This window comes from Marivirga tractuosa DSM 4126, from assembly GCF_000183425.1.
GTDB classification, from domain to species: domain Bacteria; phylum Bacteroidota; class Bacteroidia; order Cytophagales; family Cyclobacteriaceae; genus Marivirga; species Marivirga tractuosa.
In genome coordinates this window covers 3,234,759-3,255,601 of record NC_014759.1, presented here as the reverse complement: position 1 = coordinate 3,255,601, position 20,843 = coordinate 3,234,759, and the positions used below count along the sequence as shown (strand labels likewise).

20 protein-coding genes and 1 tRNA gene are annotated in these 20,843 nt (G+C 36.4%); 9 read left to right on the top strand and 12 right to left on the bottom strand.

Annotation, left to right across the window (positions count from 1 at the left end; all coding sequences use genetic code 11):
* Positions 1-2: 2 nt before the first annotated feature.
* The 5 genes from FTRAC_RS13825 to FTRAC_RS13805 all read right to left on the bottom strand — a co-directional run bounded on the left by FTRAC_RS13825 (position 3) and on the right by FTRAC_RS13805 (position 4,398).
* A complete protein-coding gene (locus FTRAC_RS13825; protein ID WP_013454886.1) occupies positions 3-665 on the bottom strand; it encodes a phosphatidylserine decarboxylase family protein in 663 nt (220 codons plus the stop codon).
* A gap of 413 nt (positions 666-1,078) precedes the next feature.
* Positions 1,079-2,353, bottom strand: a complete 1,275-nt coding sequence (locus FTRAC_RS13820) for a Glu/Leu/Phe/Val family dehydrogenase (protein WP_013454885.1) — start codon at positions 2,351-2,353, stop codon at positions 1,079-1,081.
* Positions 2,354-2,442: 89 nt separating this feature from the next.
* Positions 2,443-3,276, bottom strand: a complete 834-nt coding sequence (locus FTRAC_RS13815; RefSeq protein ID WP_013454884.1) for a phosphatidate cytidylyltransferase — start codon at positions 3,274-3,276, stop codon at positions 2,443-2,445.
* Complete coding sequence (locus tag FTRAC_RS13810; RefSeq protein ID WP_013454883.1) at positions 3,257-3,463, bottom strand: putative signal transducing protein; 207 nt, start codon at positions 3,461-3,463, stop codon at positions 3,257-3,259. The genes FTRAC_RS13815 and FTRAC_RS13810 overlap by 20 nt, the downstream gene beginning before the upstream one ends.
* On the bottom strand, positions 3,460-4,398 hold the full coding sequence (locus FTRAC_RS13805; RefSeq protein ID WP_013454882.1) for a CPBP family intramembrane glutamic endopeptidase: 939 nt from the start codon (positions 4,396-4,398) through the stop codon (positions 3,460-3,462). Before FTRAC_RS13805 ends, FTRAC_RS13810 begins: the two co-directional genes overlap by 4 nt.
* A gap of 38 nt (positions 4,399-4,436) precedes the next feature.
* On the opposite strand from FTRAC_RS13805, the gene dusB reads away from it, so the two are divergent.
* The 5 genes from dusB (at position 4,437) to FTRAC_RS13780 (ending at position 8,355) form a co-directional block, all read left to right on the top strand.
* Positions 4,437-5,435 carry a tRNA dihydrouridine synthase DusB gene (gene dusB, locus FTRAC_RS13800; protein ID WP_013454881.1) on the top strand — a complete coding sequence of 333 codons (999 nt, stop codon included), beginning with the start codon at positions 4,437-4,439 and terminating at the stop codon, positions 5,433-5,435.
* On the top strand, positions 5,432-6,325 hold the full coding sequence (locus FTRAC_RS13795) for a DMT family transporter (RefSeq protein WP_013454880.1): 894 nt from the start codon (positions 5,432-5,434) through the stop codon (positions 6,323-6,325). Before dusB ends, FTRAC_RS13795 begins: the two co-directional genes overlap by 4 nt.
* 146 nt (positions 6,326-6,471) lie before the next feature.
* Positions 6,472-6,858, top strand: coding sequence for a TraR/DksA family transcriptional regulator (locus FTRAC_RS13790; protein ID WP_013454879.1), 387 nt, complete (start codon positions 6,472-6,474; stop codon positions 6,856-6,858).
* Positions 6,858-7,421, top strand: a complete 564-nt coding sequence (gene scpB, locus FTRAC_RS13785) for an SMC-Scp complex subunit ScpB (RefSeq protein WP_013454878.1) — start codon at positions 6,858-6,860, stop codon at positions 7,419-7,421. Before FTRAC_RS13790 ends, scpB begins: the two co-directional genes overlap by 1 nt.
* 73 nt (positions 7,422-7,494) lie before the next feature.
* Complete coding sequence (locus FTRAC_RS13780) at positions 7,495-8,355, top strand: pseudouridine synthase (protein WP_013454877.1); 861 nt, start codon at positions 7,495-7,497, stop codon at positions 8,353-8,355.
* A 176-nt stretch (positions 8,356-8,531) separates the two neighbouring features.
* On the opposite strand, the gene FTRAC_RS19370 is transcribed toward FTRAC_RS13780, so the two are convergent.
* Both FTRAC_RS19370 and FTRAC_RS13770 read right to left on the bottom strand, forming a co-directional pair.
* Entirely contained in the window at positions 8,532-9,953 is a 1,422-nt protein-coding gene (locus FTRAC_RS19370; protein WP_013454876.1) for a sensor histidine kinase, read from the bottom strand.
* A gap of 237 nt (positions 9,954-10,190) precedes the next feature.
* A tRNA-Phe gene (locus FTRAC_RS13770) sits at positions 10,191-10,263 on the bottom strand.
* Between the two features lie 95 nt (positions 10,264-10,358).
* Between FTRAC_RS13770 and FTRAC_RS13765 the strand changes: the two genes are divergently transcribed.
* Positions 10,359-11,672, top strand: a complete 1,314-nt coding sequence (locus FTRAC_RS13765; protein WP_013454875.1) for a 4Fe-4S dicluster domain-containing protein — start codon at positions 10,359-10,361, stop codon at positions 11,670-11,672.
* Positions 11,673-11,706: 34 nt separating this feature from the next.
* Positions 11,707-12,504, top strand: a complete 798-nt coding sequence (locus FTRAC_RS13760) for a (Fe-S)-binding protein (protein ID WP_013454874.1) — start codon at positions 11,707-11,709, stop codon at positions 12,502-12,504.
* Positions 12,505-12,634: 130 nt separating this feature from the next.
* Here FTRAC_RS13760 and FTRAC_RS13755 read toward each other — a convergent pair whose 3' ends face one another.
* A complete protein-coding gene (locus FTRAC_RS13755; RefSeq protein ID WP_221405907.1) occupies positions 12,635-13,720 on the bottom strand; it encodes an SO2930 family diheme c-type cytochrome in 1,086 nt (361 codons plus the stop codon).
* Position 13,721: 1 nt separating this feature from the next.
* Positions 13,722-14,963, bottom strand: a complete 1,242-nt coding sequence (locus FTRAC_RS13750) for a parallel beta-helix domain-containing protein (RefSeq protein WP_013454872.1) — start codon at positions 14,961-14,963, stop codon at positions 13,722-13,724.
* 83 nt (positions 14,964-15,046) lie between these two features.
* Here FTRAC_RS13750 and FTRAC_RS13745 point away from each other — a divergent pair, with 83 nt between their 5' ends.
* On the top strand, positions 15,047-15,478 hold the full coding sequence (locus tag FTRAC_RS13745) for a VOC family protein (protein ID WP_013454871.1): 432 nt from the start codon (positions 15,047-15,049) through the stop codon (positions 15,476-15,478).
* 14 nt (positions 15,479-15,492) lie between these two features.
* Positions 15,493-16,197, top strand: a complete 705-nt coding sequence (locus FTRAC_RS13740; RefSeq protein WP_013454870.1) for a hypothetical protein — start codon at positions 15,493-15,495, stop codon at positions 16,195-16,197.
* 64 nt (positions 16,198-16,261) lie between these two features.
* Here FTRAC_RS13740 and FTRAC_RS13735 read toward each other — a convergent pair whose 3' ends face one another.
* The 3 genes from FTRAC_RS13735 to FTRAC_RS13725 all read right to left on the bottom strand — a co-directional run bounded on the left by FTRAC_RS13735 (position 16,262) and on the right by FTRAC_RS13725 (position 20,775).
* A complete protein-coding gene (locus FTRAC_RS13735; RefSeq protein ID WP_013454869.1) occupies positions 16,262-18,310 on the bottom strand; it encodes an acetate--CoA ligase family protein in 2,049 nt (682 codons plus the stop codon).
* Between the two features lie 114 nt (positions 18,311-18,424).
* Positions 18,425-18,874, bottom strand: coding sequence for an OsmC family protein (locus tag FTRAC_RS13730; RefSeq protein WP_013454868.1), 450 nt, complete (start codon positions 18,872-18,874; stop codon positions 18,425-18,427).
* A 92-nt stretch (positions 18,875-18,966) separates the two neighbouring features.
* On the bottom strand, positions 18,967-20,775 hold the full coding sequence (locus FTRAC_RS13725) for a hypothetical protein (protein WP_013454867.1): 1,809 nt from the start codon (positions 20,773-20,775) through the stop codon (positions 18,967-18,969).
* Between the last annotated feature and the right edge of the window lie 68 nt (positions 20,776-20,843).

Sequence of the window (20,843 nt, the reverse complement as noted above, 5' to 3'; positions counted from 1 at the left end):
ATTTAGGATTTCAATTCTGCAATTACAGTTCTACCTCCTTTGGTTTTATCTCCAATGTTAACTTTTACTTCCGAATCTAAAGGTAAATATATATCTACTCTAGAACCGAATTTGATAAAGCCGAACTCTCCTCCTTGCTCCACCATATCACCCTCATTTACATACCATTTAATTCTTCTTGCCATAGCTCCGGCAATTTGTCTGAAAAGTACTTCAACACCATTGGCAGTTTCTACCACAATGGTAGTTCTTTCATTTTCAGTACTTGATTTTGGATGCCAAGCTACTAAATATTTTCCTGCATGGTATTTACAAAATTTAACTACACCTGAAATTGGGCTGCGGTTTACATGCACATTAACAGGAGACATGAAAATGGAAATCTGTTTTCTTTTCCCCTTAAAATATTCTTGCTCTTCGGTGTCTTCAATTACCACCACTTTTCCATCGGCTGGCGCTAATACGTGTTTCTCATCCTTATTAATAATGAATTTCGGACTTCGAAAAAATTGCAGAATCACCAAGTAAAGCACTATTAAAGCAACTAATACCGCATTATTCACCCATGTGGGAGTATCCAGTGCATATTCAAATAAAAAGAATACTCCAACGAATATAATCAATGAGAAAAATAAAATTTTCCTTCCTTCTTTATGTAAAGTCATAATTCTAATTTAAAAAACAATCAAATATAATTACTAATGAATTGATTTCATGAGGTAATTGTTAATTATGTGTGAAAATTCGTTTTAAAATAAGCTTGAACAAAGTAAATTATCTGAATTTTTACTACCCAATTAGATTAGAACGTCATTACCCATGGAGACGGGTATCTTTCCATTTTAACCTGCAGTTAAAATATCAATTGCCGCTTCCGTAGATACCAGGTGTCCAACCAGCTATGGAAGAGTAGTGATTTTAGGTGGGCAGAATAATTGAAACTTCGTTTCAATATGAAAAGCCCCCTTTCTTCAAAGGGGTAACGCACGGAACAAATGAAGTAGGAAATTCACAATTCACAAAAAAAGCGCAGTCTCCTGCGCTTTTAACTATATCGAATATTTCTTAAAACAATAAATTAATATCCACCTCGATATTTATAAGTCTGTGCTACTTTATCAATTGCTACTATATACGCTGCAATTCTCATCGGCACATCATATTCTTGGGAAGTTTTATAAACAGCTTCAAACGCATCTTTCATAATTCTGTCCGAACGTCTGTTTACACGCTCACGAGTCCATTTGTAACCTAATCGGTTTTGCACCCACTCAAAATAAGAAACGGTCACACCACCAGCATTTGCTAAAATATCTGGTGCTACCATAATTCCTTTCTCATTTATAATATTATCGGCTTTTGCTGAAGTAGGACCATTTGCTCCTTCTACAATTAACTTAGCTTGAATTTTGCTGGCATTTTCATGCGTAATTACATCTTCTTTAGCGGCAGGAATCAAAACATCTACTTCTAAAGTTAATAAATCATCGCCTTCAATTTTTTCAGCGCCATCAAAACCTTCTAATGTTCCGTTATTATTATTTCTGTATTCAATTGCCTTCTTAATATCAATTCCTTTATCATTAAAATAAGCACCAGAAATATCAGATATAGATTTGATAGTCGCACCTCTTTCTTCTAATAATAAAGCAGCAAAAGAACCCACATTACCAAATCCCTGAACGGCCATAGTAGCTTTATAAGGATTGATCTTTAATTTCTCCATAGCCGCCAAAGCAGAAACCATAACCCCACGGCCTGTTGCTTCTGTTCTTCCTAATGATCCACCTAAAACCAAAGGTTTACCAGTTACAACAGCATTTACCGTCATACCTTTTGACCTTGAATAGGCATCCATCATCCAAGCCATTTCTCTAGGTCCAGTACCCATATCAGGAGCAGGAATATCTCTATCTTCACCAAATACATCCACCATTGACTCCGTGTAAGAACGAGTCAATCTTTCAATTTCTCCAGCTGACATTGCTCTTGGATTACACTTGATACCTCCTTTGGCACCGCCATAAGGAATATCCACAACAGCACATTTCCAAGTCATCCAGGCAGCCAGTGCTTTCACCTCATCAATATTCACTCCCATATCATAGCGCACACCACCTTTTGATGGACCCAAAATAGTAGAATGAATCACACGATAGCCTTCAAAAACTTGAATAGAACCATCATCCATCGTGATGGGAAGGTTGACTATCACCTGACGAGCAGGAGATTTCAATACATTGTAAATTTCATCGTCTAAACCTAAGTGTTGAGCAGCGATATGAAATCGCGACATCATAGACTCAAAAGGATTTTCTAAGTCTTTAATTGGAGCCGGTTCGATATAACCCATAGTAGTAATTGTTTTTTTTAAAAACTTTGCGGTAAAATTAAGTATTTGTTAAGTGATTTTTACTTTTTCAGGTACTAATGTTGTAAAAATCATTCAAAAAGCATCAAAAAAGCAGAAATAAATGGTGCGGATAGCAAAAGTCCATCAAATCTATCCAAAAAGCCGCCATGACCAGGAATTATAGAGCCTGAATCTTTAACTTCAATACTTCTTTTGAATAGAGATTCTACCAAATCACCATAGGTACCCGCAATTACTATTATTCCTGCAATGCACAGCCATTGCCAATCGGCAATTTCATCAAAATTTGCCGCCATGATTATCGCAAAAACAAATGCCAAGATCGTTCCGCCTAGCGCACCTTCCCAGGTCTTCTTGGGTGAAATCCTTTCAAAAAGCTTCCTCTTTCCAAACTTCACTCCTGCAAAATAAGCCCCGGTGTCACTTGCCCATTGAATAAATAGTGCCCCTATAATAATCTGAAAACTATAACTATCATTATAAAAGACTGCTATATGTAAAAGTGCAAAAGGGACTGCCACATATATAATTCCTAAAAAAGTATAGGCGATATTAGTGAAAGGCTTTTTATCATTCTTTTTATAAAGCTTAACAAAGTAAACCGTAGAGGCTATGGGGGCAATAGCAAAATATATTCGAGGGTCTAAGTGTTCGGCATGCACTAAAAAGGTGATACTGTAAATAGATAAGCCTGTGATTGTACCCCAGAATTTAAGAGGCAACATGCCATCTAGACCAACCAATTTATAGAATTCCAGTTGGGTCATGGCACAAAGAATAAAAAAGACCGCAAAATAGGTCCATTCACTATATACAATTGCTGAAAGGATAATAGCAACACCTAATAGTGCAGCAATAATCCTTTGAGTTAAATTATTATATTTATTCAAATTTGATATCATCTTCAATTAGTTTAATCGCACGCATTACCTCATCCACAGCCACCACGATTTCATAATAACCTAGCTGATAGGCAGAATCTTTCTTATCTACAATAATCGCATGCAATTCTTTATCCTGCAAATAATCTTTAACGATTTGCACTTGGTAGAGCTTATCCGTTTTGTAAACAGTCTTCCAATTTTTCATTCCTGTTTCGCCTCTTTTATTAAATTCATAAAGTAACGGAAAAATATGATACAAGCGAATAATCCAATTATAGATACATAGAAAGGAACAGCAGTATCGACCTCAGTTGCATCAAAATCATCTATATATTTTGGCCCCACGTACATAATTATAACCGCCAAGCCATTGTTTACAAAATGAGCCAGGATTGGATACCAAATATTGCCTGAGTAGAGGTAAATATAACCAAAAAGTGCTCCCAACATAATTCTCGGCACCACTCCAAAAAACTGCATGTGGAATACCCCGAAAATAATAGCACTGATCCAAACGGCTAAATGAGCATTTCTGGTGGCAGCATGTAGTTTATTTTGTAATAATCCTCTGAATACCAACTCTTCACCAATTGCGGGAAAAACACCAATAATGACCAACGCTATTAACATTTCACCAAAACTATCATAAGAACTCAGCAACTCCGTCAATTGCATCAGACGATCCTCCATATTTCTTGCCCACTCCCCAAAGCCTTTCATAAATTCAGGAAATTCAATATTCATATTCCATTCAATGATGATGGAATTGAAGATCATAAAAGAAAAAGTAGTAAGGGCAATTAAAATGGAAGGTTGAAAGCCGATATTTTTCTTGTTAAAATAAGCTTTCAAACTCATTTTATCAATCGCCTTAATGAAAAAGAGGGCAAAAATAGTAAATCCTAAGAAATGACTTATTCCTTGAGCCACGTACATAAAGATTTTACTTTCAGGTCCAAAAGGCGGTTCCAAAAGTTGCTGGGTTTCCATAAAACCAACCCCTGTGACCACTACAGCTATACCTGTGCCGATTAATTGACTAAAAAGATTCCAAGCCAGAAACAGCAATACAAGGTAAAAAATTGAAGTCCAGGGATTTTTATGGAGAATTTGTGGGTTGTTATGCTTTAAAGAATTCATATAGTGCGTAAATTTACACCAAAATTAAGATTATCAAATTGGTAAAGATAGGAAACATATCATTAGGCGAATTTCCATTGCTTTTAGCACCCATGGAAGATGTAAGCGATCCGCCTTTCAGAGCAGTATGCAAAGAAAATGGCGCTGATCTGATGTACACAGAATTTATTTCATCTGAAGGATTGATTCGGGACGCTATTAAAAGCAGGCAAAAACTGGACATATTCGATTACGAAAAACCCATCGGCATTCAAATATTTGGGGGCGATGAGGAAGCTATGTCCATGGCAACCAGCATCGTAAATGTTACCCAACCTGATTTGGTTGACATTAACTTTGGCTGCCCAGTAAAAAAAGTAGTGACCAAAGGCGCTGGTGCTGGAGTATTGAAAGATGTGGATTTAATGGTCAGGCTCACTGAGGCTGTTGTGAAATCTACAGACTTGCCCGTTACAGTAAAAACTCGATTGGGATGGGATGAGAGCTCCAAAAACATTGAAGAAGTAGCCGAAAGATTGCAAGACGTAGGAATTAAGGCATTGTCTATTCACGGCAGAACTCGCCAACAGATGTATAAGGGCGAGGCGGATTGGTCTCTTATTGCAAAGGTGAAAAATAACCCAAGAATCAATATTCCGATTTTCGGAAATGGAGATATTGATTCTCCTCAAAAAGCTTTAGAATACAGAAACAGATACGGAGTTGACGGACTGATGATCGGCAGAGCTGCAATCGGCTATCCATGGATTTTCAATGAAATAAAACACTATTTCGAAACAGGTGAAGTGCTACCTCCTCCAAATTTGGAAGACCGGATTGAAACGGCTAAAAAGCATCTTAAATTTTCAGTAGAATGGAAAGGCGAAAAATTAGGAATTTTTGAGATGAGAAGACATTACACCAATTATTTCAAAGGGATTCCTCATTTTAAACCATATCGAACAAGATTGGTAGAAGGAGAAAATTATCAGGCAGTTCTAGACACCTTGGACGAAGTTCAGGAAGTGTTTTCCGCTCAAATAATGGAGAATTTATGAGCGAAAAAGAATCAGTAAGCCCTATATTAGTTTATGGATTATTAATTTTATTGGCCCTAATTTGGGGAAGTTCCTTTATTCTAATTAAGAAAGGCCTACTTATATTTTCAGCAGGAGAAGTCGGTGCAATTCGGATATTCTCTGCTGCCTTAGTTTTAACTCCTTTGTCCCTACCAAAACTTAAATCTTTAAATAAGCGCCAATGGAAATGGCTGTTTATCTCAGGAATGGTAGGTAGTTTTGGGCCAGCGTTCCTATTTGCTTATGCTCAAACACAGCTAGAAAGTGGTATTACGGGTGTTTTAAATGCCCTGACACCCATTTTTGCACTTTTAGTGGGCGTACTTTTTTTTAAAGGAAAACTTAAATTAAGAGATAGCTTGGGAATTGCTCTAGGTTTTGGTGGAACTATTGTGTTGATAGTAGCAGGCTCTGGAGGAGAACTCGGCAATTTTAACTTTTATGCCATTTTTGTGATTTTAGCCACGCTATGTTACGGAATAAATCTTAATATCATTAAAACGCAGTTTAGCATTCTTACCCCAAGAATGATAACAAGTATATCCTTAGTCCTCATTGCCCCCTTAGCTGGCGGATATTTATTTGGCTCCAGTGATTTTGTAAATAAAATGCAGCATGACGAAGGCGCGTGGTTGGCTTTGCTTTATATATGCATTTTAGGTGTAATAGGAACAGCTTTCGCTTTAATACTATTTAACCGACTAGTCAAGCTAACTTCACCTGTTTTCACCAGTTTTGTAACTTACTTAATCCCAATAGTTGCAATCGCATGGGGATTATTTGATGGAGAAATTTTAGTATTTGGACATTATATTGGAATTGTACTTATTATACTGGGAGTGGCTTTTGCTAATCGTCCTAAAAAATAATATTTGGACGATTCTAATATTAATAAAATATTCCATTGATTTAATTTTGGTTAACATTTAGAAAACACTTTAATTATTCGTTAAATAGTTTTTGTTTTCAAGGAAAGCATTTATTTTTGCCGCAATTAAACTAACCTATTATAGTTATGAGTGATAAGGAGAAAACCCGATATAGTGCTGATGAGCTTAAAGAATTTGAAGAGCTAATCACTAATAAATTAGATAAAGCCAAAGAAGAATTAAAGTATATCAAATCTACCATTACCCGTTCTGGAGATTCAGGAACAGATGGTACTTCAGGAAATGTAAAAGTTTTGGAAGATGGTGCTGACACCATGGAAAAAGAAAGCATGAATCAGTTGGCAGCACGTCAACAGAAATTCATCATTAATTTGGAAAATGCTTTAGTCAGAATTAAAAATGGTACTTATGGAGTGTGTTCTGTGACAGGAAAATTAATTTCTAAAGAAAGATTAAGAGCTGTTCCGCACACTACTCAATCTATTGAAGCAAAGTTAGCGCAAGATAATTAATGGATTTTCTGCTTAACCATATTGAGGCACTGATTTTCTGTGCAACTTCACCTTTGAAGTTGCAAGAAATTCAGAAGTGCTTGTCTGAAATGTTTGAAGCAGATGTCCCAAAAGAAGATATTGAGGGGGCGCTAGAAAAAATCCTCAAAAAATACGAATCAGACGAATATTCTTTTCAGGTGGAGCATGTTGGAGGTGGATACCAGTTTATGACGAAACCTGCCTATCAAGCTAGTATCGGCATCATGCTTAAGCAGCAATCCAAGAAAAGATTATCTACTTCTGCTTTGGAAACGCTTTCCATTATTGCATACAAACAGCCTATCACCAAAGGGGAAATGGAGCAAATAAGAGGAGTAAATTGCGATTATACCGTACAAAAGCTCTTGGAAAAAGAATTGGTTGAAATAAAAGGCAAAGCCGATGCAATCGGAAGACCTATCCTCTATGGGACTAGCCAAAATTTCATGGAATATTTCGGCATCAATGATTTGAAAGATTTGCCTACTCCAAAAGACTTTTCCCAAGATGAAAACCAAATAGGGAAAGAAAACGAGGATTAGTCAGAATAGAAGCGTAGTTTTGTAATTGAAATAATGACGGACAAATGTTGGTCAGCTAATAAATTTCATTGCTATGCATAATAAGAAGTCTCCTAAAGGTCATAAGCCACAAAAACCTCAGAAATCTCATCAGGCTCAAAAAAAATCCGGCCAGCGAAAAGCAGAAACACCTGAATATGATGTTTCAAAACTTAAATCTGCCGAAGTAAAAGAAAAGGAACTTAAGGAAGGCATTCGTTTGAATAAATTCATTTCAAATGCGGGCATTTGCTCAAGAAGAGAAGCTGACAAGCACATAGCTGATGGCAAAGTGAAGGTGAATAATAAAGTGGTTACAGAATTAGGCTTTAAAGTAAAGCCTATGGATGATGTAGCTTTCGAAGGCAAACCAATAAAGAGAGAGAAACTGGTTTATGTATTGCTCAACAAACCAAAAGGCTTTATTACCACCATGGACGACCCAAAAGGCAGAAAAACCGTAATGGATTTAATTGCTACTGCTGGTGATGAACGCATTTATCCAGTAGGTAGGTTAGACCGAAATACAACTGGGCTTTTATTGTTTACCAATGACGGAGAACTTGCAAAAAAATTAACCCACCCTAAACATAAGATCAAAAAAATCTACCAAGTTGAACTGGACAAGCCCATTACTGAAGAAGATTTCCTGAAAATTCAAGAAGGCATTACCTTGGAAGATGGGGAAGTAAAAGTGGATAATTTAGCCATCCTTACTCCTGATGCTAAAAGCATAGGTATGGAAATCAGAATGGGACGCAACCGAATTGTCAGAAGAACTTTCGAACATTTGGGCTATGATGTTGTAAAATTAGATCGAACCACCTTTGCAGGTCTCACCAAAAAAGATTTAGCAAGAGGGAAATGGAGATTTTTAAAGGAAAAAGAAGTAATTAATTTGAAGCATTTGAGGTGAGAGTGAGATATTTTAGTCGAAGCGGGCCCTTGAACTATAAGCATGTATAAATAATAATGCAATAGCGCAAGTGTCCGTTTGTGTTTGTATCGTAGAAAAATTAAAGATTTGAAAAGCAAGAGAAATTCTGTGCGAAAAGTCCCCTTTTGAGGGATTTAGGGGGCTGTGGGCTGGCCTTAATCATCCAACTTCACCCCTGCATTTTCAATGATCACTTTAAAAATACTACCTTTGCCTAATTCTGACACCAAGGTAATTCTAGCATTTATTTTTTCCAATGCTTGCTGAACAATGAACAAGCCTAAACCAGAGCCTTCAGCTTCGCTCGTTGCTCGGTAAAACATATCGAATACTTTATGCTGACTTTCAGGGGCGATACCAATTCCATTATCCTCTACTGAAATATGTACGTCTCTGCTCAGCCTCTCAAATCTAACAGCAATATATTGATCAGGTTTTTTAGCATCATGATATTTAACCGCATTGGAGATTAGATTCCCTAACACAACTTTAAGTTGATAATAATCAGTTTTCAGGATATGGTGAATCTGCTCATCATAATCTAGCCTTATGCTATCTGCCCCTTGATTGAATTTAACATCTGTGATCACATCTTCGACCATTTCTCCCAACCTAAAAGTTTTGAGGTTTATTTCTGTTTTGATGTTGCGAGAGTAGTTCAAAATATCACCGAAAATATGATCGAGCTTCTTCACTCGCTCCTCCATCATTTTGACATATTGTTGACCTGATTCATCTTTAATATCATGTTTAGCAATATTGATTAAGCCTAATAATGATGCTACGGGAGCTCGTAAATCATGAGAAGTGCTGTATAGAAAACTATCTAATTCTCTGTTGGTTTTTTCCAATGCTGAACGTTCCTCTTCCAGCAGCCATATAATCATTCCAATTCCTATAAAAGAAAGCAACAAGAAATCAATGACTCCCAGGGTGTTATCAAAATCAACAATGTAATTATCGTCCAAAATCATACGAATCCCTCCTAGAGCATAATTCAAATTTTCAAAACCATATAAAAGAAAAGCAATCCATAAAAGCTTTTTACCAACAGCTGCGTCTCTCCTTCCGATTCTCATAATTTGAATTCCTGCAAAAACAAATGCCGTTCCTACAATTAATGATTTGATAGAGAAAGGAACTAAAAGGGAATAAACATATCCTCCCTCTTGCTCAAATAAGAATAATAGTGAACCGAGGAGCGCTAAAAGAACCACCAAAGTATATTGAAGATATTCCTGCTTTAAGCTTAAGGTTTTTCTGTGGATGAGATGAAAGGTACCTTGCAAAAGCCAAACTACCTGCATTAAACCTGCGATTTGAAACAAGAACGTAAAGACATTCTGCCAGAACGGCCCGATATCTTGATTCTTAGCACAATAAAGTGTTAGCAATGAAAATAAAACATAAGCAGCAAATGCAAGCCAGCTAAAAGACCAGAGCTTCAAATGCTTTCGTTCATATAAATTAAAAAAATACCATAAAATAAGCGCTAACCCAATACTCCAAATTGCTTGACCTGAATAGCTTATGAGTATGCTTTCAAAATATTGATCGAAAATAGATTGATTAATCAATGTATAGTTGTTTTATAAATACTAAAGTAATATTTTAAATCATATTTAGTAAGTAAATGCTTATCTGTATTGATTTTAAATTACCACAAAAATAGTATGTATGCATACTATTTTTAAACTCAACTATTATTTTTAAATTTCAAGTGTAAGCTTTATTAGAATTTAGAAAAATAATGACAGCAAATAGTATTCACATAAAAGACATAAAAAAAGCCTTGCTTCTGAAAGCAAGGCTTGTGGTGCTGAGTGGATTCGAACCACCGACTCACGGATTTTCAGTCCGATGCTCTACCAACTGAGCTACAGCACCGTGATAGAGTGGTGCAAAAGTAGGTGAAAATTTTATCCTGCAAAAGGATTTTAAAAAAAATGTAATAAAAAATTTTAAACGACTAAATAATAACTATGGAATACATCTCGCAAATCGCTTTCTTACTGGTACTTGCGATCGCTGGTTACTTTCTTGCACAAAGAATAGGAAGCATTAAAAAAAATATCAATCTCGGAAAAGAGGTTGATAGAAGTGATAATAAAGGACAAAGATGGAAAAACACTTTACTTATTGCCTTTGGGCAAAAGAAAATGTTCAAAAAATTAATCCCAGCTATCTTACACCTTATGATTTATGTAGGATTCCTTGTAATAAACCTAGAAGTCTTGGAATTTATTATTGACGGAGTTGCTGGAACGCACCGAATCTTTGCACCCTTTTTAGGTGATGCCTATACTATAGCAATCAACATATTTGAATTTTTGGCTGTATTGGTATTAGTTTCTTGTGTGGCTTTCCTTCTGAGAAGAAATGTTTTAAGTGTACCACGATTACGATCATTGAAAGGCTGGCCTAAATTAGATGGTAATTTAATTTTGGTAATTGAAATCATCTTGATGTTTGCCATCTTGACTATGAACGCAACTGATCAACTATTGCAAGGAAAAGACGATCATTATGTTCAAACAGGAAGTTTCTTCTTTAGCAGCTTTTTAATGCCAATTTTTGAAGGAATGAGCGTAGAAGCTTTAGTATTTACTGAGCGTTTCGCATGGTGGTTCCATATCATAGGCATTTTAGCATTTGCTGTTTATGTAACTTATTCTAAGCACTTGCACATCTTCATGGCATTTCCTAACACTTATTTTGCTAGGATTACCCCTCAAGGCAAAATGAACAATATGGATGAGGTGACTACTGAAGTGAAAAGCATGTTGGGTATGGATGCAGGAGATCCTCCTGCTGAAGTAGCAAGATTAGGAGCCAAGGATGCTACAGACTTAACTTGGGTGAATTTGATGAACGCATATGCTTGCACAGAATGCGGTAGGTGTACGGCTGAATGTCCTGCCAATATTACCGGCAAAAAACTTTCTCCAAGGAAAATCATGATGGATACGCGAGACAGAATTACCGAAATTGGTGACAATATCAAAGCCGGAAAAGAAGCAGAGGAAGGAAGTCCATTATTTAGTGATGACTATATATCAGCAGAAGAATTAAATGCTTGTACGAGTTGCAATGCCTGCGTGGAAGCTTGCCCTATCAATATCAATCCTTTGGATATTATTTTACAAGGAAGACGGTATATGGCCATGGAAGAAAGCAGTTCACCGCAGTCATGGAATGCAATGTTCCAAAATGTGGAAACCAGCTTTGCTCCTTGGAAATTCCCTCCAACCGACCGATTCAAATGGGCTGATAAATTAAAAGAAGAAGAAAAATAAATTTTAGGAAACGATAATTTAAAATCAAGATATTATGAGCGATTCAACATATAAAGTCCCAACCATGCAAGAAATGAGTGCCAAAGGAGAAGCTCCAGAGGTGCTTTTTTGGGTGGGCTGTGCCGGTTCATTTGATGACCGCTACAAAGCTGTAACTATTGCATTTACCAAAATCCTAAATAAAGTAGGAATTAATTTTGCAGTTTTAGGACCGGAAGAAAGTTGCACCGGAGATCCTGCCAGAAGAGCTGGAAACGAGTTCTTATTTCAAATGCAAGCCATGAGTAATATTCAAGTTTTGGATGGCTATAACATCAAGAAAATTGTAACGGCCTGTCCGCATTGCTTCAATACCATTAAAAATGAATATCCTGAGTTGGGAGGGAATTATGATGTAGTGCACCATTCGCAATTCTTGCAAGGATTAATCAATGAAGGAAAAGTCACTTTAAAAGATGGTGGCGAATTTAAAGGAAGGAAGATCACTTTCCACGACTCTTGCTATTTGGGTCGTGCAAATGGCGTGTATGAAGCTCCTAGAGATGTCATCAAGGCTTTAGATGCAGAATTAGTAGAAATGAAAAGATGCAAAACCAAAGGTTTATGCTGTGGTGCTGGTGGAGCGCAGATGTTCAAAGATGCTGAAAAAGGCAATAAAGAAATCAATATCGAAAGAACCGAAGAAGCCTTAGATACAGGAGCTGAAGTGATTGCAGCTGGTTGTCCATTCTGCATGACCATGATGACGGATGGTGTGAAAAACAAAGAAAGAGAGCATAATGTAAAGGTCTTTGATTTAGCAGAGTTAATTGCTAAAAATGAAGGACTTTGATTAGTTATAGGCTTTAAGTTATACGTAATTAGACATCAGGGTGCATTGCCACTTTGATGTCTTTTCTTTTTTAAGCAATATGCTCAACTTGAAAACATGACAACCCCTTAACTTGAAAACTTGTCAACTTTTACTCCATTTCATTAATCCACTGCTTAACCAAAGCCAATCCTTCTTGATGAACCATTTTCCGTCCCAATTCAGGCATCATGATCCCAGGATCTGTTGATTCCATACGATAGGCTAAGATGGATTCATCTGCATTTCCCTTTACGATATCATATTTCAATCCGCCTGAGCCTTTGCCAGCAGCTATTGGGGTTTTCCCCACTCCCCATGCTGCAGGATTATCGACTGAAGCCATTAAGTTCAAGGCAGAGTTTTTGGCGGGACCTTCAGGACGGTGGCAATGACCACAATTAATTTCGAGATATGCTCTAGCTCTATCAGCTAAAGGCTCAGAATCGTTTTCATAGTTCACTAAATTGGGTAAATTTTCTGTCGGCAAATTCGATAATAATCCATGAGCTTGCCAATATTTCAATTGATTCATTTCTCCGTTGTCTGCATAATCAAAATCTCCGTTGAGCTGCCTGGCTGATGGACCTATAGGCATTATTTTACCATCTTTTAAATGACAACTTCGGCATTGGTTCATATTAGGAATGCTGTAGTTGATTTTCTGTACGTTGCCATCGGTATCTCGCCAACTTACGCTTTTTGTAGCTCCGGCTACTTCCAAAAAAGCTTCCGTTTGTTCATCATTCCAAACATAGGGCAAAGCTTTCCAGCCTTCTTCTTCATGAATGAGTAATCTGGTTTCTAAAATTCTTCTTTCGCCATCAGGCTTTGAAAAATCATTGGGATAATAGAAGTTCTTAATTAAAATACTGCCCACTGGGAATTCCATTACTTCTGTTGGATGATATTCAGCGGTTTTTCCAGTTGGGATTTGCACAAAACGAGCTTTATGAGCATAATCCGAAAAGAGCGCTGAATTTAATTTGTAGGGATGTACATTTTCATTGGGAGCTAAATCTGACAATTCACCTTTGAAAAAGCCGTAATCTGAAAGCTTTTCTTTTCCTAGTGCTTTATTGGAAGTGAAGCTAAATGAGGATGGAGTACTTTCCTGGATTTCTTGCTTTTGATTTTTTTTACTAGCGCAAGAAAGTAAAAAGACAACACCTAATATGATGAGTAAAGAGTTTTTCATTTTAATCGCAAACAAATTCATCCAAGTTTTCATTCATATTCTCTAATTCGTTGGGTGCATCTAAGTTGACAAAATGCACATCCTTCTGATCTATACATAGAATATCTTTTGGACTTTTGCCTTCCGCTATGAATCCATCAAAGATAATATCTGGTGGATTGAACGGATAAGTATAGTTGAATAGCAATCCAAAATCATGTTGAAAAGTGGCAAACCATTTATCGTTTTTAATCACATTGCTATGAATGCTGATTTCCCATGGAAAAGGATTATAGTTTTTATCTAAATCATAATTACTGTTTACTCTCTGAGCAGAACCTGCCTGCTCTTCATTGGCCTCCTCAGTTTCTTCCTCACTGATTGCAGCGACTAGTTCATAACTAATAATAGCAATCCCTGCTGAACGATTATCCCTGATCTCGTTTTTGTACACTTCTACATTCCTTGTGGCCAAAAGCATAATACCTGTACCTGGGGGAACAACGCCCACAATGTTTCCTTCAGGAGCGAAATTTCTATGGTTATTTTCTTTCACTACATTGTTATAAACCTTAATGTTTTCTCCATATTGAGTTAAACCTGGTAGATCAAAAACTAATATTCCACCTGTATTATTGATGGCGATATTTTCATATATCTCCACAAAATTGGAATTTTCACTTTCAATACCCGCTACATTCTGATAGGCTTCATTATTTCGGATAATCACGGAATCAGATTGCCCGACATAAATACCTGCATCCGAAGAACCAATGGCAATGCAATTCTCGATCAGGACATTTTTACATAGCACCGGATAAAGTGCGTAAGCTCCATTCTTCTCACTTACTTTACCAGTCCATTGAGCCTTCACTTTTCTGAAAGTGATGCCGTCCGTGTCCGTTACCTTAATATTATCCCCAGCAGCATCTTCAATGGTGAACCCTTCCAATAAAATATTCTTACAATCTGCTATTTTCAGACCTTCGGCTCCCTCTTGTTGATTTTTGAAGGATAAAACAGTCCTATCGATTCCAGCGCCTTTGAATACAATATTAGATTTCTCATCTAGCAATAAGCTTTTGGTAAACTTGAAGTAGCCTTCTGGTATATTGATTGTATCGCCATCACTTGCCATAATTAAAGCCGTTTGCAAATCTTTTTCGATGTTTTGCCAACTGGCATTGCTTCTATCTGCCACCTCAGATTCAAAGTCACAAGCTGCTAGAAACAGAATAGGTAAAAAATAAAGTAGTCGTTGCATATCAAAAAATTTCCATCAATATACAAATTCTTGTGGATAGCTGGAAAACTTTCTAAATTGAGCATATACTTTACAGCAAAACCATGAAAAATCTATTTCTTAGCGCAATTCTGATATTCACCTTTCATTTCTCTCAAGCACAGGTTAAATTAAATCATATAGCCGTTTATGTGGAAGATTTAACAGAGAGTAAATCCTTTTACTCCAATATTATCGGTTTGAAAGAAATAGAAGAACCTTTTAAAGATGGATTACATGTATGGTACAAATTAGGCAATTCGCAATTGCACCTGATAGAAGGAGAATGGGAAGAACCCACTATTAATAAAAATAACCATTTATGCTTCAGCATAGAAGACATGGGAAGTTTTATTGAAAATTTGAAGGCTGAAAATGTCCCTTTTGAGAATTGGCCTGGTGAAAGTGGAAAAATTACTAATAGAGTGGATGGTGTTAAACAAATTTACTTTCAAGACCCTAATGGCTATTGGGTGGAAGTAAATAATGACTATTAAAAAACTATACAATTATGAAAACTTTAATTTTAGGAATAAGCGTTTTTTTATTAACCGCCTTTAGCTATCAAAAATCGAATAATTTAAGCGGAGGTTGGGAGACTAAAACTGATGAAGGATTGATTGGACAGTGGATCATGGCCGAAAAGCATTTTGCTGTTACTTTCTATAAAGGAAATGAATTCAAATACACCTATGGTGGAAGTTGGAAGCTCACCAATAATAATCGAATCCAAATTACTTACGGATTTCATACCGATGACAAAGAGAAAGTAGGTCAAACAGAAGAGATGGATTACACTTTAGATGGGAAGAAACTAGAAATTAAAGATTTAACATGGAAAAGAAGAGACGATAACAAACCAGGAGAATTGGCGGGCGCATGGGTAATTACTGGAAGGGAGCGTAACGGAGAAATGAACACTATGACGCCAGGTGCTAGAAAAACTATGAAAATTTTATCTGGAACCTATTTTCAGTGGATTGCTTACAATAGTGAAACAGGTGATTTCATGGGGACTGGCGGAGGAGATTATACCACCAAGAATGGAAAATATACCGAAATCATCAAATTTTTCTCAAGAGACAGAAGCCGAGTAGGTGCAGAACTTACTTTTGATTATGAATTAAAAGACGGAAAATGGCACCATAGCGGAAAAAGCAGCAAAGGTGATCCTATTTATGAAATTTGGAGTGATAGGGTTGATTTGGGGATTTAAAATGCTATTAAAAAATATAAGTTCAACTTTGGGTGATATTCAAGAAGGGCTTTTATTTTAATAGTTAGGACAGCCTTATCCTCGCATCCACCACTACTAATTCTTTTTCGTTTCCGATTAACGGATTCATATCAATTTCTTCTATTTCAGGAGCCAAATGCACCAAAGAAGCCAGTCGGACGATAACATCTGCAAAGGCTACTTCATTTATTCCTGCTCTACCTCTATATCCTTGAATAATAGGATAGGTCTTTAAAGACTGAATCATTTTTTCTGCCTCTCTCTTGCTAAGTGGGGCTAGTCCGTTCGCTACATCTTTAATGATTTCCACAAAGATCCCACCCATTCCACAAAGTACCAGATGCCCAAAATTTCCTTTCTTAACTGCACCTGCAAAAAACTCCTCTCCTTTTTTCATTTCCTGAATGAGCACTCCTTTGGCACCAGATATTTTCCTCATTCTGTTAAATTCCTTTTTCAGAAATTCTTGAGAATTAATATTTAAGCTTACTCCGCCCACATCTGTTTTATGGATAGGGCCCAATACTTTCATTACCAATGGGAATTCCATGGATTTATGAATATTCCCAAGACTTTTCTCATCATAGAATTCCTGCTCTTTTACCATCTCAATTCCTGAAGCTAATAGCAATTCTCGAACAATTTGGGTGTCTAGATATCCGGATTTGGATTCAGCAATGATATCCCGAATGCGGCTATAATCCATTTCAGCCAAATCATATTTACCATAAGCAGGACCATCAATATTGGCCGCACTTGCCAAGGCTTTTCCCAGAACCACCTCATCAGGAAAATTCACATGACCTTTATCTAAAAATTCTTGAATTTCCTTACCAGCATTGACCAAGGACGGCAGTACTGGAAAAATAGCCTTTTTGCAGCTTTTTAATTTTTCATGCAAAACTTGATATACGTCACCCACATTGAAAAGTCCAGGACTACCAAATACTACCACCATGGCATCTATCTCGTTCAGATTTTCACAAAAATCAATAATCTCAGCTAGTTGATCTGCCGTTCCGGTCGCTAAAAAATCAATAGGGTTTGAAACGGAAGACCCAGGATGAAGCTTCTTTAGCAGGTTTTTGGCTTTTTGTTCATCTATTGGAGGAATGTTCAATCCATTGCTACTTAGAACATCCGTAAGCATTACGGCTGAGCCACCTGCATGGGTGATGATGGCAATATTTTTTCCGATGGCTTTATTTTCTTGCCATACTGCAGCAACATTTATTAATTCTTCCCTACTGTGGCAATAAACAATCGCGGCCTTTTTAAAAAGTGCACGAATTAAAGTGTCTGAAGTAGCAATTGCTCCTGTATGAGAGGAAGCCGCTCTACTTCCTGCTTCCGAATATCCTGATTTAATGGCTGCGATGTGACATCCTTTACGAACCAAAGAAGAAGCATGCTTTAAGAATTTGAATGGATTCTTAATATTTTCTAAGTAGAGTAACTTTACCTTCGGGCTTCTTTCAGGATCAAAAGTAGCGTCCATATGTTCTAATATTTCTTCCACCCCAGTTTGACCTGCATTTCCTATGGAATAAATATTAGAAAACTTTAACCCGACAGCATGTGCAGCTTCCATAATGAAAACTGCTGTAGCTCCTGAGCTCGATATCAATTCACATCCCTCTTCATAATAATGAGGAACCGGTGTGGTGAATACTCCTTTATAATGACCATTTATAATCCCAATGCAATTCGGACCAATAATTTGTGCATTATATTTTTCGGCTATGGAGATAAGTTGATTTTCCAGATCAACACCTTGCTCACCAGCTTCTGCAAATCCTGCTGAATAAATAATAAATCCTTTAGTTCCAGCCTGAGCCAAAGTTTCCACTGTTTCAACGCATAAAAAAGCTGGAATACTTAGGATGGCTAAATCTACCTTTGGGAGAAGGTCTACTTTGGCAATATGTTTTACTCCTTTAATTGAAATTGTTTTAGGGTTTACTCCATATATTTTCCCTTTAAAACCTCCAGAAATTAAATTATAAATCACTTTGCCTCCAGGCTTTGATTGATTTTCAGATGCACCTATTATCGCGATCTGTTCTGGATTTAAGACTGAATTTTGGAGCATTTTGGTTTTTATTAAATGTAATAGTATTTTATATTCTAATTCAAAATAGAATTATTCCTGCACAAAAAAAAGAGGCCCGTTTTATCTGGCCTCCTTGAAATATAGAACTATTTATTAAACAGGCTCAGAAACTTGAATTGCTGAAAAGTCCAACTTTACTGATGATGTAATTGAATTGCTAATTAGGCAGGCAGCCTCCGCTTTTTCCATAAGCCGAATTGCTTTATCCGTTTTGGACTCGTCATGCAATACTATAGAAGGTTTTAAGATAATTTCTGACATCTTGAATTTGCCATCTACTTTTTCCAGAACACCTTCTGCTTTGCAATCAAATTTTGAAAATTCTAATTTAGAATAGTCAGCCATTGCTAAAAAGGTGGTCATAAAGCAAGACAATACTGCGCTTGTAAAAAGATGCTCTGGTGACCAGATTCCCTCTACCCCACCAGGAAATTCAGGTGGTGTTGCTACGGTTATTTTTTTATGAAGCTCAGGTGAGCTCATTAAACCAATTCTTCCTTCTTGCCATTCAAGGTCTAAATTATAAGTGTGTTTGACTTCCATTTTCTTTATATTTTAATTTAGGACAAATTTATCTTTTAATATACTTCTAAATTGTAATATTTGTTACACAAGCAGTTAAATTCCATAATAAATCAGGTCAAAACTGAAGAATTTTGTGAAACTGTAATTGATTTAAGTTGATCTTCAATATGGTTTAGTTTTTCCAGAGCATCCTGAATTACTTTAGTTGAAAAGGCTGCTTCTCTTTGAAATAAGAATTTATAATAATCGATGCCATCAAGGAGATTAGCTTGAAAATCATTTAAATATTTTGCCGCTTTATTACTAGGTGCTTCTTGAAATTTATCCAGTTCTTTCAAGAGATATTGTAGATAAAGTTCCAATTCCTTAATAAACATATGAGGACGCCTAGTTTGATTTAACACATCCTTTTTCCCATATATATGCCTGATCATACTCCTGAGACTAATTTTACCACTGAAATAGGCAAGATTTGGTCCAGGGCAAATTGTCACGCCAGATCCCTCCAAATTAGTATCCATATTATTCTCATAGAAAAAAGCAGTGGATAGCCCTCCACATAAGCATTCCTTTTCCATTAGTTTTGAATATTCCTCTTGGTATTTTTCCTTGCTTAAATTCTCAGATTGGAGCTGCTTTAATTTAAGCTTGTGGTATTTAGTAGAAGCTGTACAAATTGGTTTATCCGTAAATTCTGTGTTTAACATCAGAAATTTTTTGGTGCATGGACTTCCACTTTTTCCATTCTGTAATTTTTTGGACATTTCTTTTTGCCTAGAGGATTTTCTTAAATTATTGAATGGCACTCCCAATGGAGAAGCATTACTTAAATAAAAATCCTTTTCCTCTGCCACAGATAATTGTTGGCGAGTAGCTTCATCTATTGATACTGCTTCCGGAACCAATAAAAACGGACTTCCCCAACCTACTGAATTTAATTTATAATGACTTAAAAGGAAATCATGTTCTTCAGCATTGCCCACTCCACCTTGTGCTGTAATTTTTATTGCAGGCATTTTTTCTTGAACAATTCCTTTTTCCGATAAAGCTTTTTGATAAATGGGGAATAAAGTATTGACTAAATTTTCATGGTTATTTTTAAATTCTTCAAGAATTGGCCCCATAAGTTTCCCTTGGGTTGCAAATGCATGTCCACCGCAATTCAAACCAGATTCCACTCTATATTCCGAAACCCAGATTCCTTTATTGGCAAGTAACTTCCCTTGAATAAATGCAGACCGGTAGTCGCTTACTTTAATAATCACTTCCTTTTTAAAGTTGCCCGAAGCATCCGGAAGAAAATCATTAAATTCAGCCATATAACTAAATAATTTAGGATTCATTCCTGCTGACAGCACTACCGATGAAGACAAATTACTGTCTGCAAATGCCCTAAATGATGAATGCCCATCATTATATTTAATGGGAAGCGCTTCATTTTCATGGTAATTGGTTTTATCCAATTTAGTCATGATATTCACATCAATCTTCCCAGGATTCAGCGTTTTATGTAAAGTATCTAAAAATTCGGTTTGACTAAGCTTTTTACCAAACTCAATAAGCTTCCTTTTAGCAGTTGAGTAATCAGGTAAGAGCTCAAGAAAATTATTAAGATAATTATCGTCTGTAGCAAGTTTCACCTTATGCTCTTCAAACTTCTGAACCACAATCTTATGCATTAGATTAAGATAAGAAGTAATCCTCTTAGCTCTTGCATCTAATTCTGAAGATAAAATAGGGATAAACTCGAAATCGAATTTTTGAGAATAGAATTTTCTCACTCTTTCTATTAAAACATCATCCCCTAATGAAACTACCGAGTTAATGCCTAAATGTGCAATTCTGATTGGTGTATCAATAGTATAGGCTAATCCCATTACAGGAATATGAAAAGAATGCTGGTGAGTTGAAAATGCCATAGAGTAACTTTAAAATTATCCGGACACAAATATTTTTTGTGAATCCATTAAACTTATTTGAAAATATC

Coding starts and splice junctions, on each gene's coding strand:
- FTRAC_RS13825 (WP_013454886.1), bottom strand. CDS start 665: ATGACTTTACATAAAGAAGGAAGGAAAATTTTATTTTTCTCATTGATT.
- FTRAC_RS13820 (WP_013454885.1), bottom strand. CDS start 2,353: ATGGGTTATATCGAACCGGCTCCAATTAAAGACTTAGAAAATCCTTTT.
- FTRAC_RS13815 (WP_013454884.1), bottom strand. CDS start 3,276: ATGATATCAAATTTGAATAAATATAATAATTTAACTCAAAGGATTATT.
- FTRAC_RS13810 (WP_013454883.1), bottom strand. CDS start 3,463: ATGAAAAATTGGAAGACTGTTTACAAAACGGATAAGCTCTACCAAGTG.
- FTRAC_RS13805 (WP_013454882.1), bottom strand. CDS start 4,398: ATGAATTCTTTAAAGCATAACAACCCACAAATTCTCCATAAAAATCCC.
- FTRAC_RS13795 (WP_013454880.1), top strand. CDS start 5,432: ATGAGCGAAAAAGAATCAGTAAGCCCTATATTAGTTTATGGATTATTA.
- FTRAC_RS13790 (WP_013454879.1), top strand. CDS start 6,472: ATGAGTGATAAGGAGAAAACCCGATATAGTGCTGATGAGCTTAAAGAA.
- scpB (WP_013454878.1), top strand. CDS start 6,858: ATGGATTTTCTGCTTAACCATATTGAGGCACTGATTTTCTGTGCAACT.
- FTRAC_RS13780 (WP_013454877.1), top strand. CDS start 7,495: ATGCATAATAAGAAGTCTCCTAAAGGTCATAAGCCACAAAAACCTCAG.
- FTRAC_RS13765 (WP_013454875.1), top strand. CDS start 10,359: ATGGAATACATCTCGCAAATCGCTTTCTTACTGGTACTTGCGATCGCT.
- FTRAC_RS13760 (WP_013454874.1), top strand. CDS start 11,707: ATGAGCGATTCAACATATAAAGTCCCAACCATGCAAGAAATGAGTGCC.
- FTRAC_RS13755 (WP_221405907.1), bottom strand. CDS start 13,720: ATGAAAAACTCTTTACTCATCATATTAGGTGTTGTCTTTTTACTTTCT.
- FTRAC_RS13750 (WP_013454872.1), bottom strand. CDS start 14,963: ATGCAACGACTACTTTATTTTTTACCTATTCTGTTTCTAGCAGCTTGT.
- FTRAC_RS13745 (WP_013454871.1), top strand. CDS start 15,047: ATGAAAAATCTATTTCTTAGCGCAATTCTGATATTCACCTTTCATTTC.
- FTRAC_RS13740 (WP_013454870.1), top strand. CDS start 15,493: ATGAAAACTTTAATTTTAGGAATAAGCGTTTTTTTATTAACCGCCTTT.
- FTRAC_RS13735 (WP_013454869.1), bottom strand. CDS start 18,310: ATGCTCCAAAATTCAGTCTTAAATCCAGAACAGATCGCGATAATAGGT.
- FTRAC_RS13730 (WP_013454868.1), bottom strand. CDS start 18,874: ATGGAAGTCAAACACACTTATAATTTAGACCTTGAATGGCAAGAAGGA.
- FTRAC_RS13725 (WP_013454867.1), bottom strand. CDS start 20,775: ATGGCATTTTCAACTCACCAGCATTCTTTTCATATTCCTGTAATGGGA.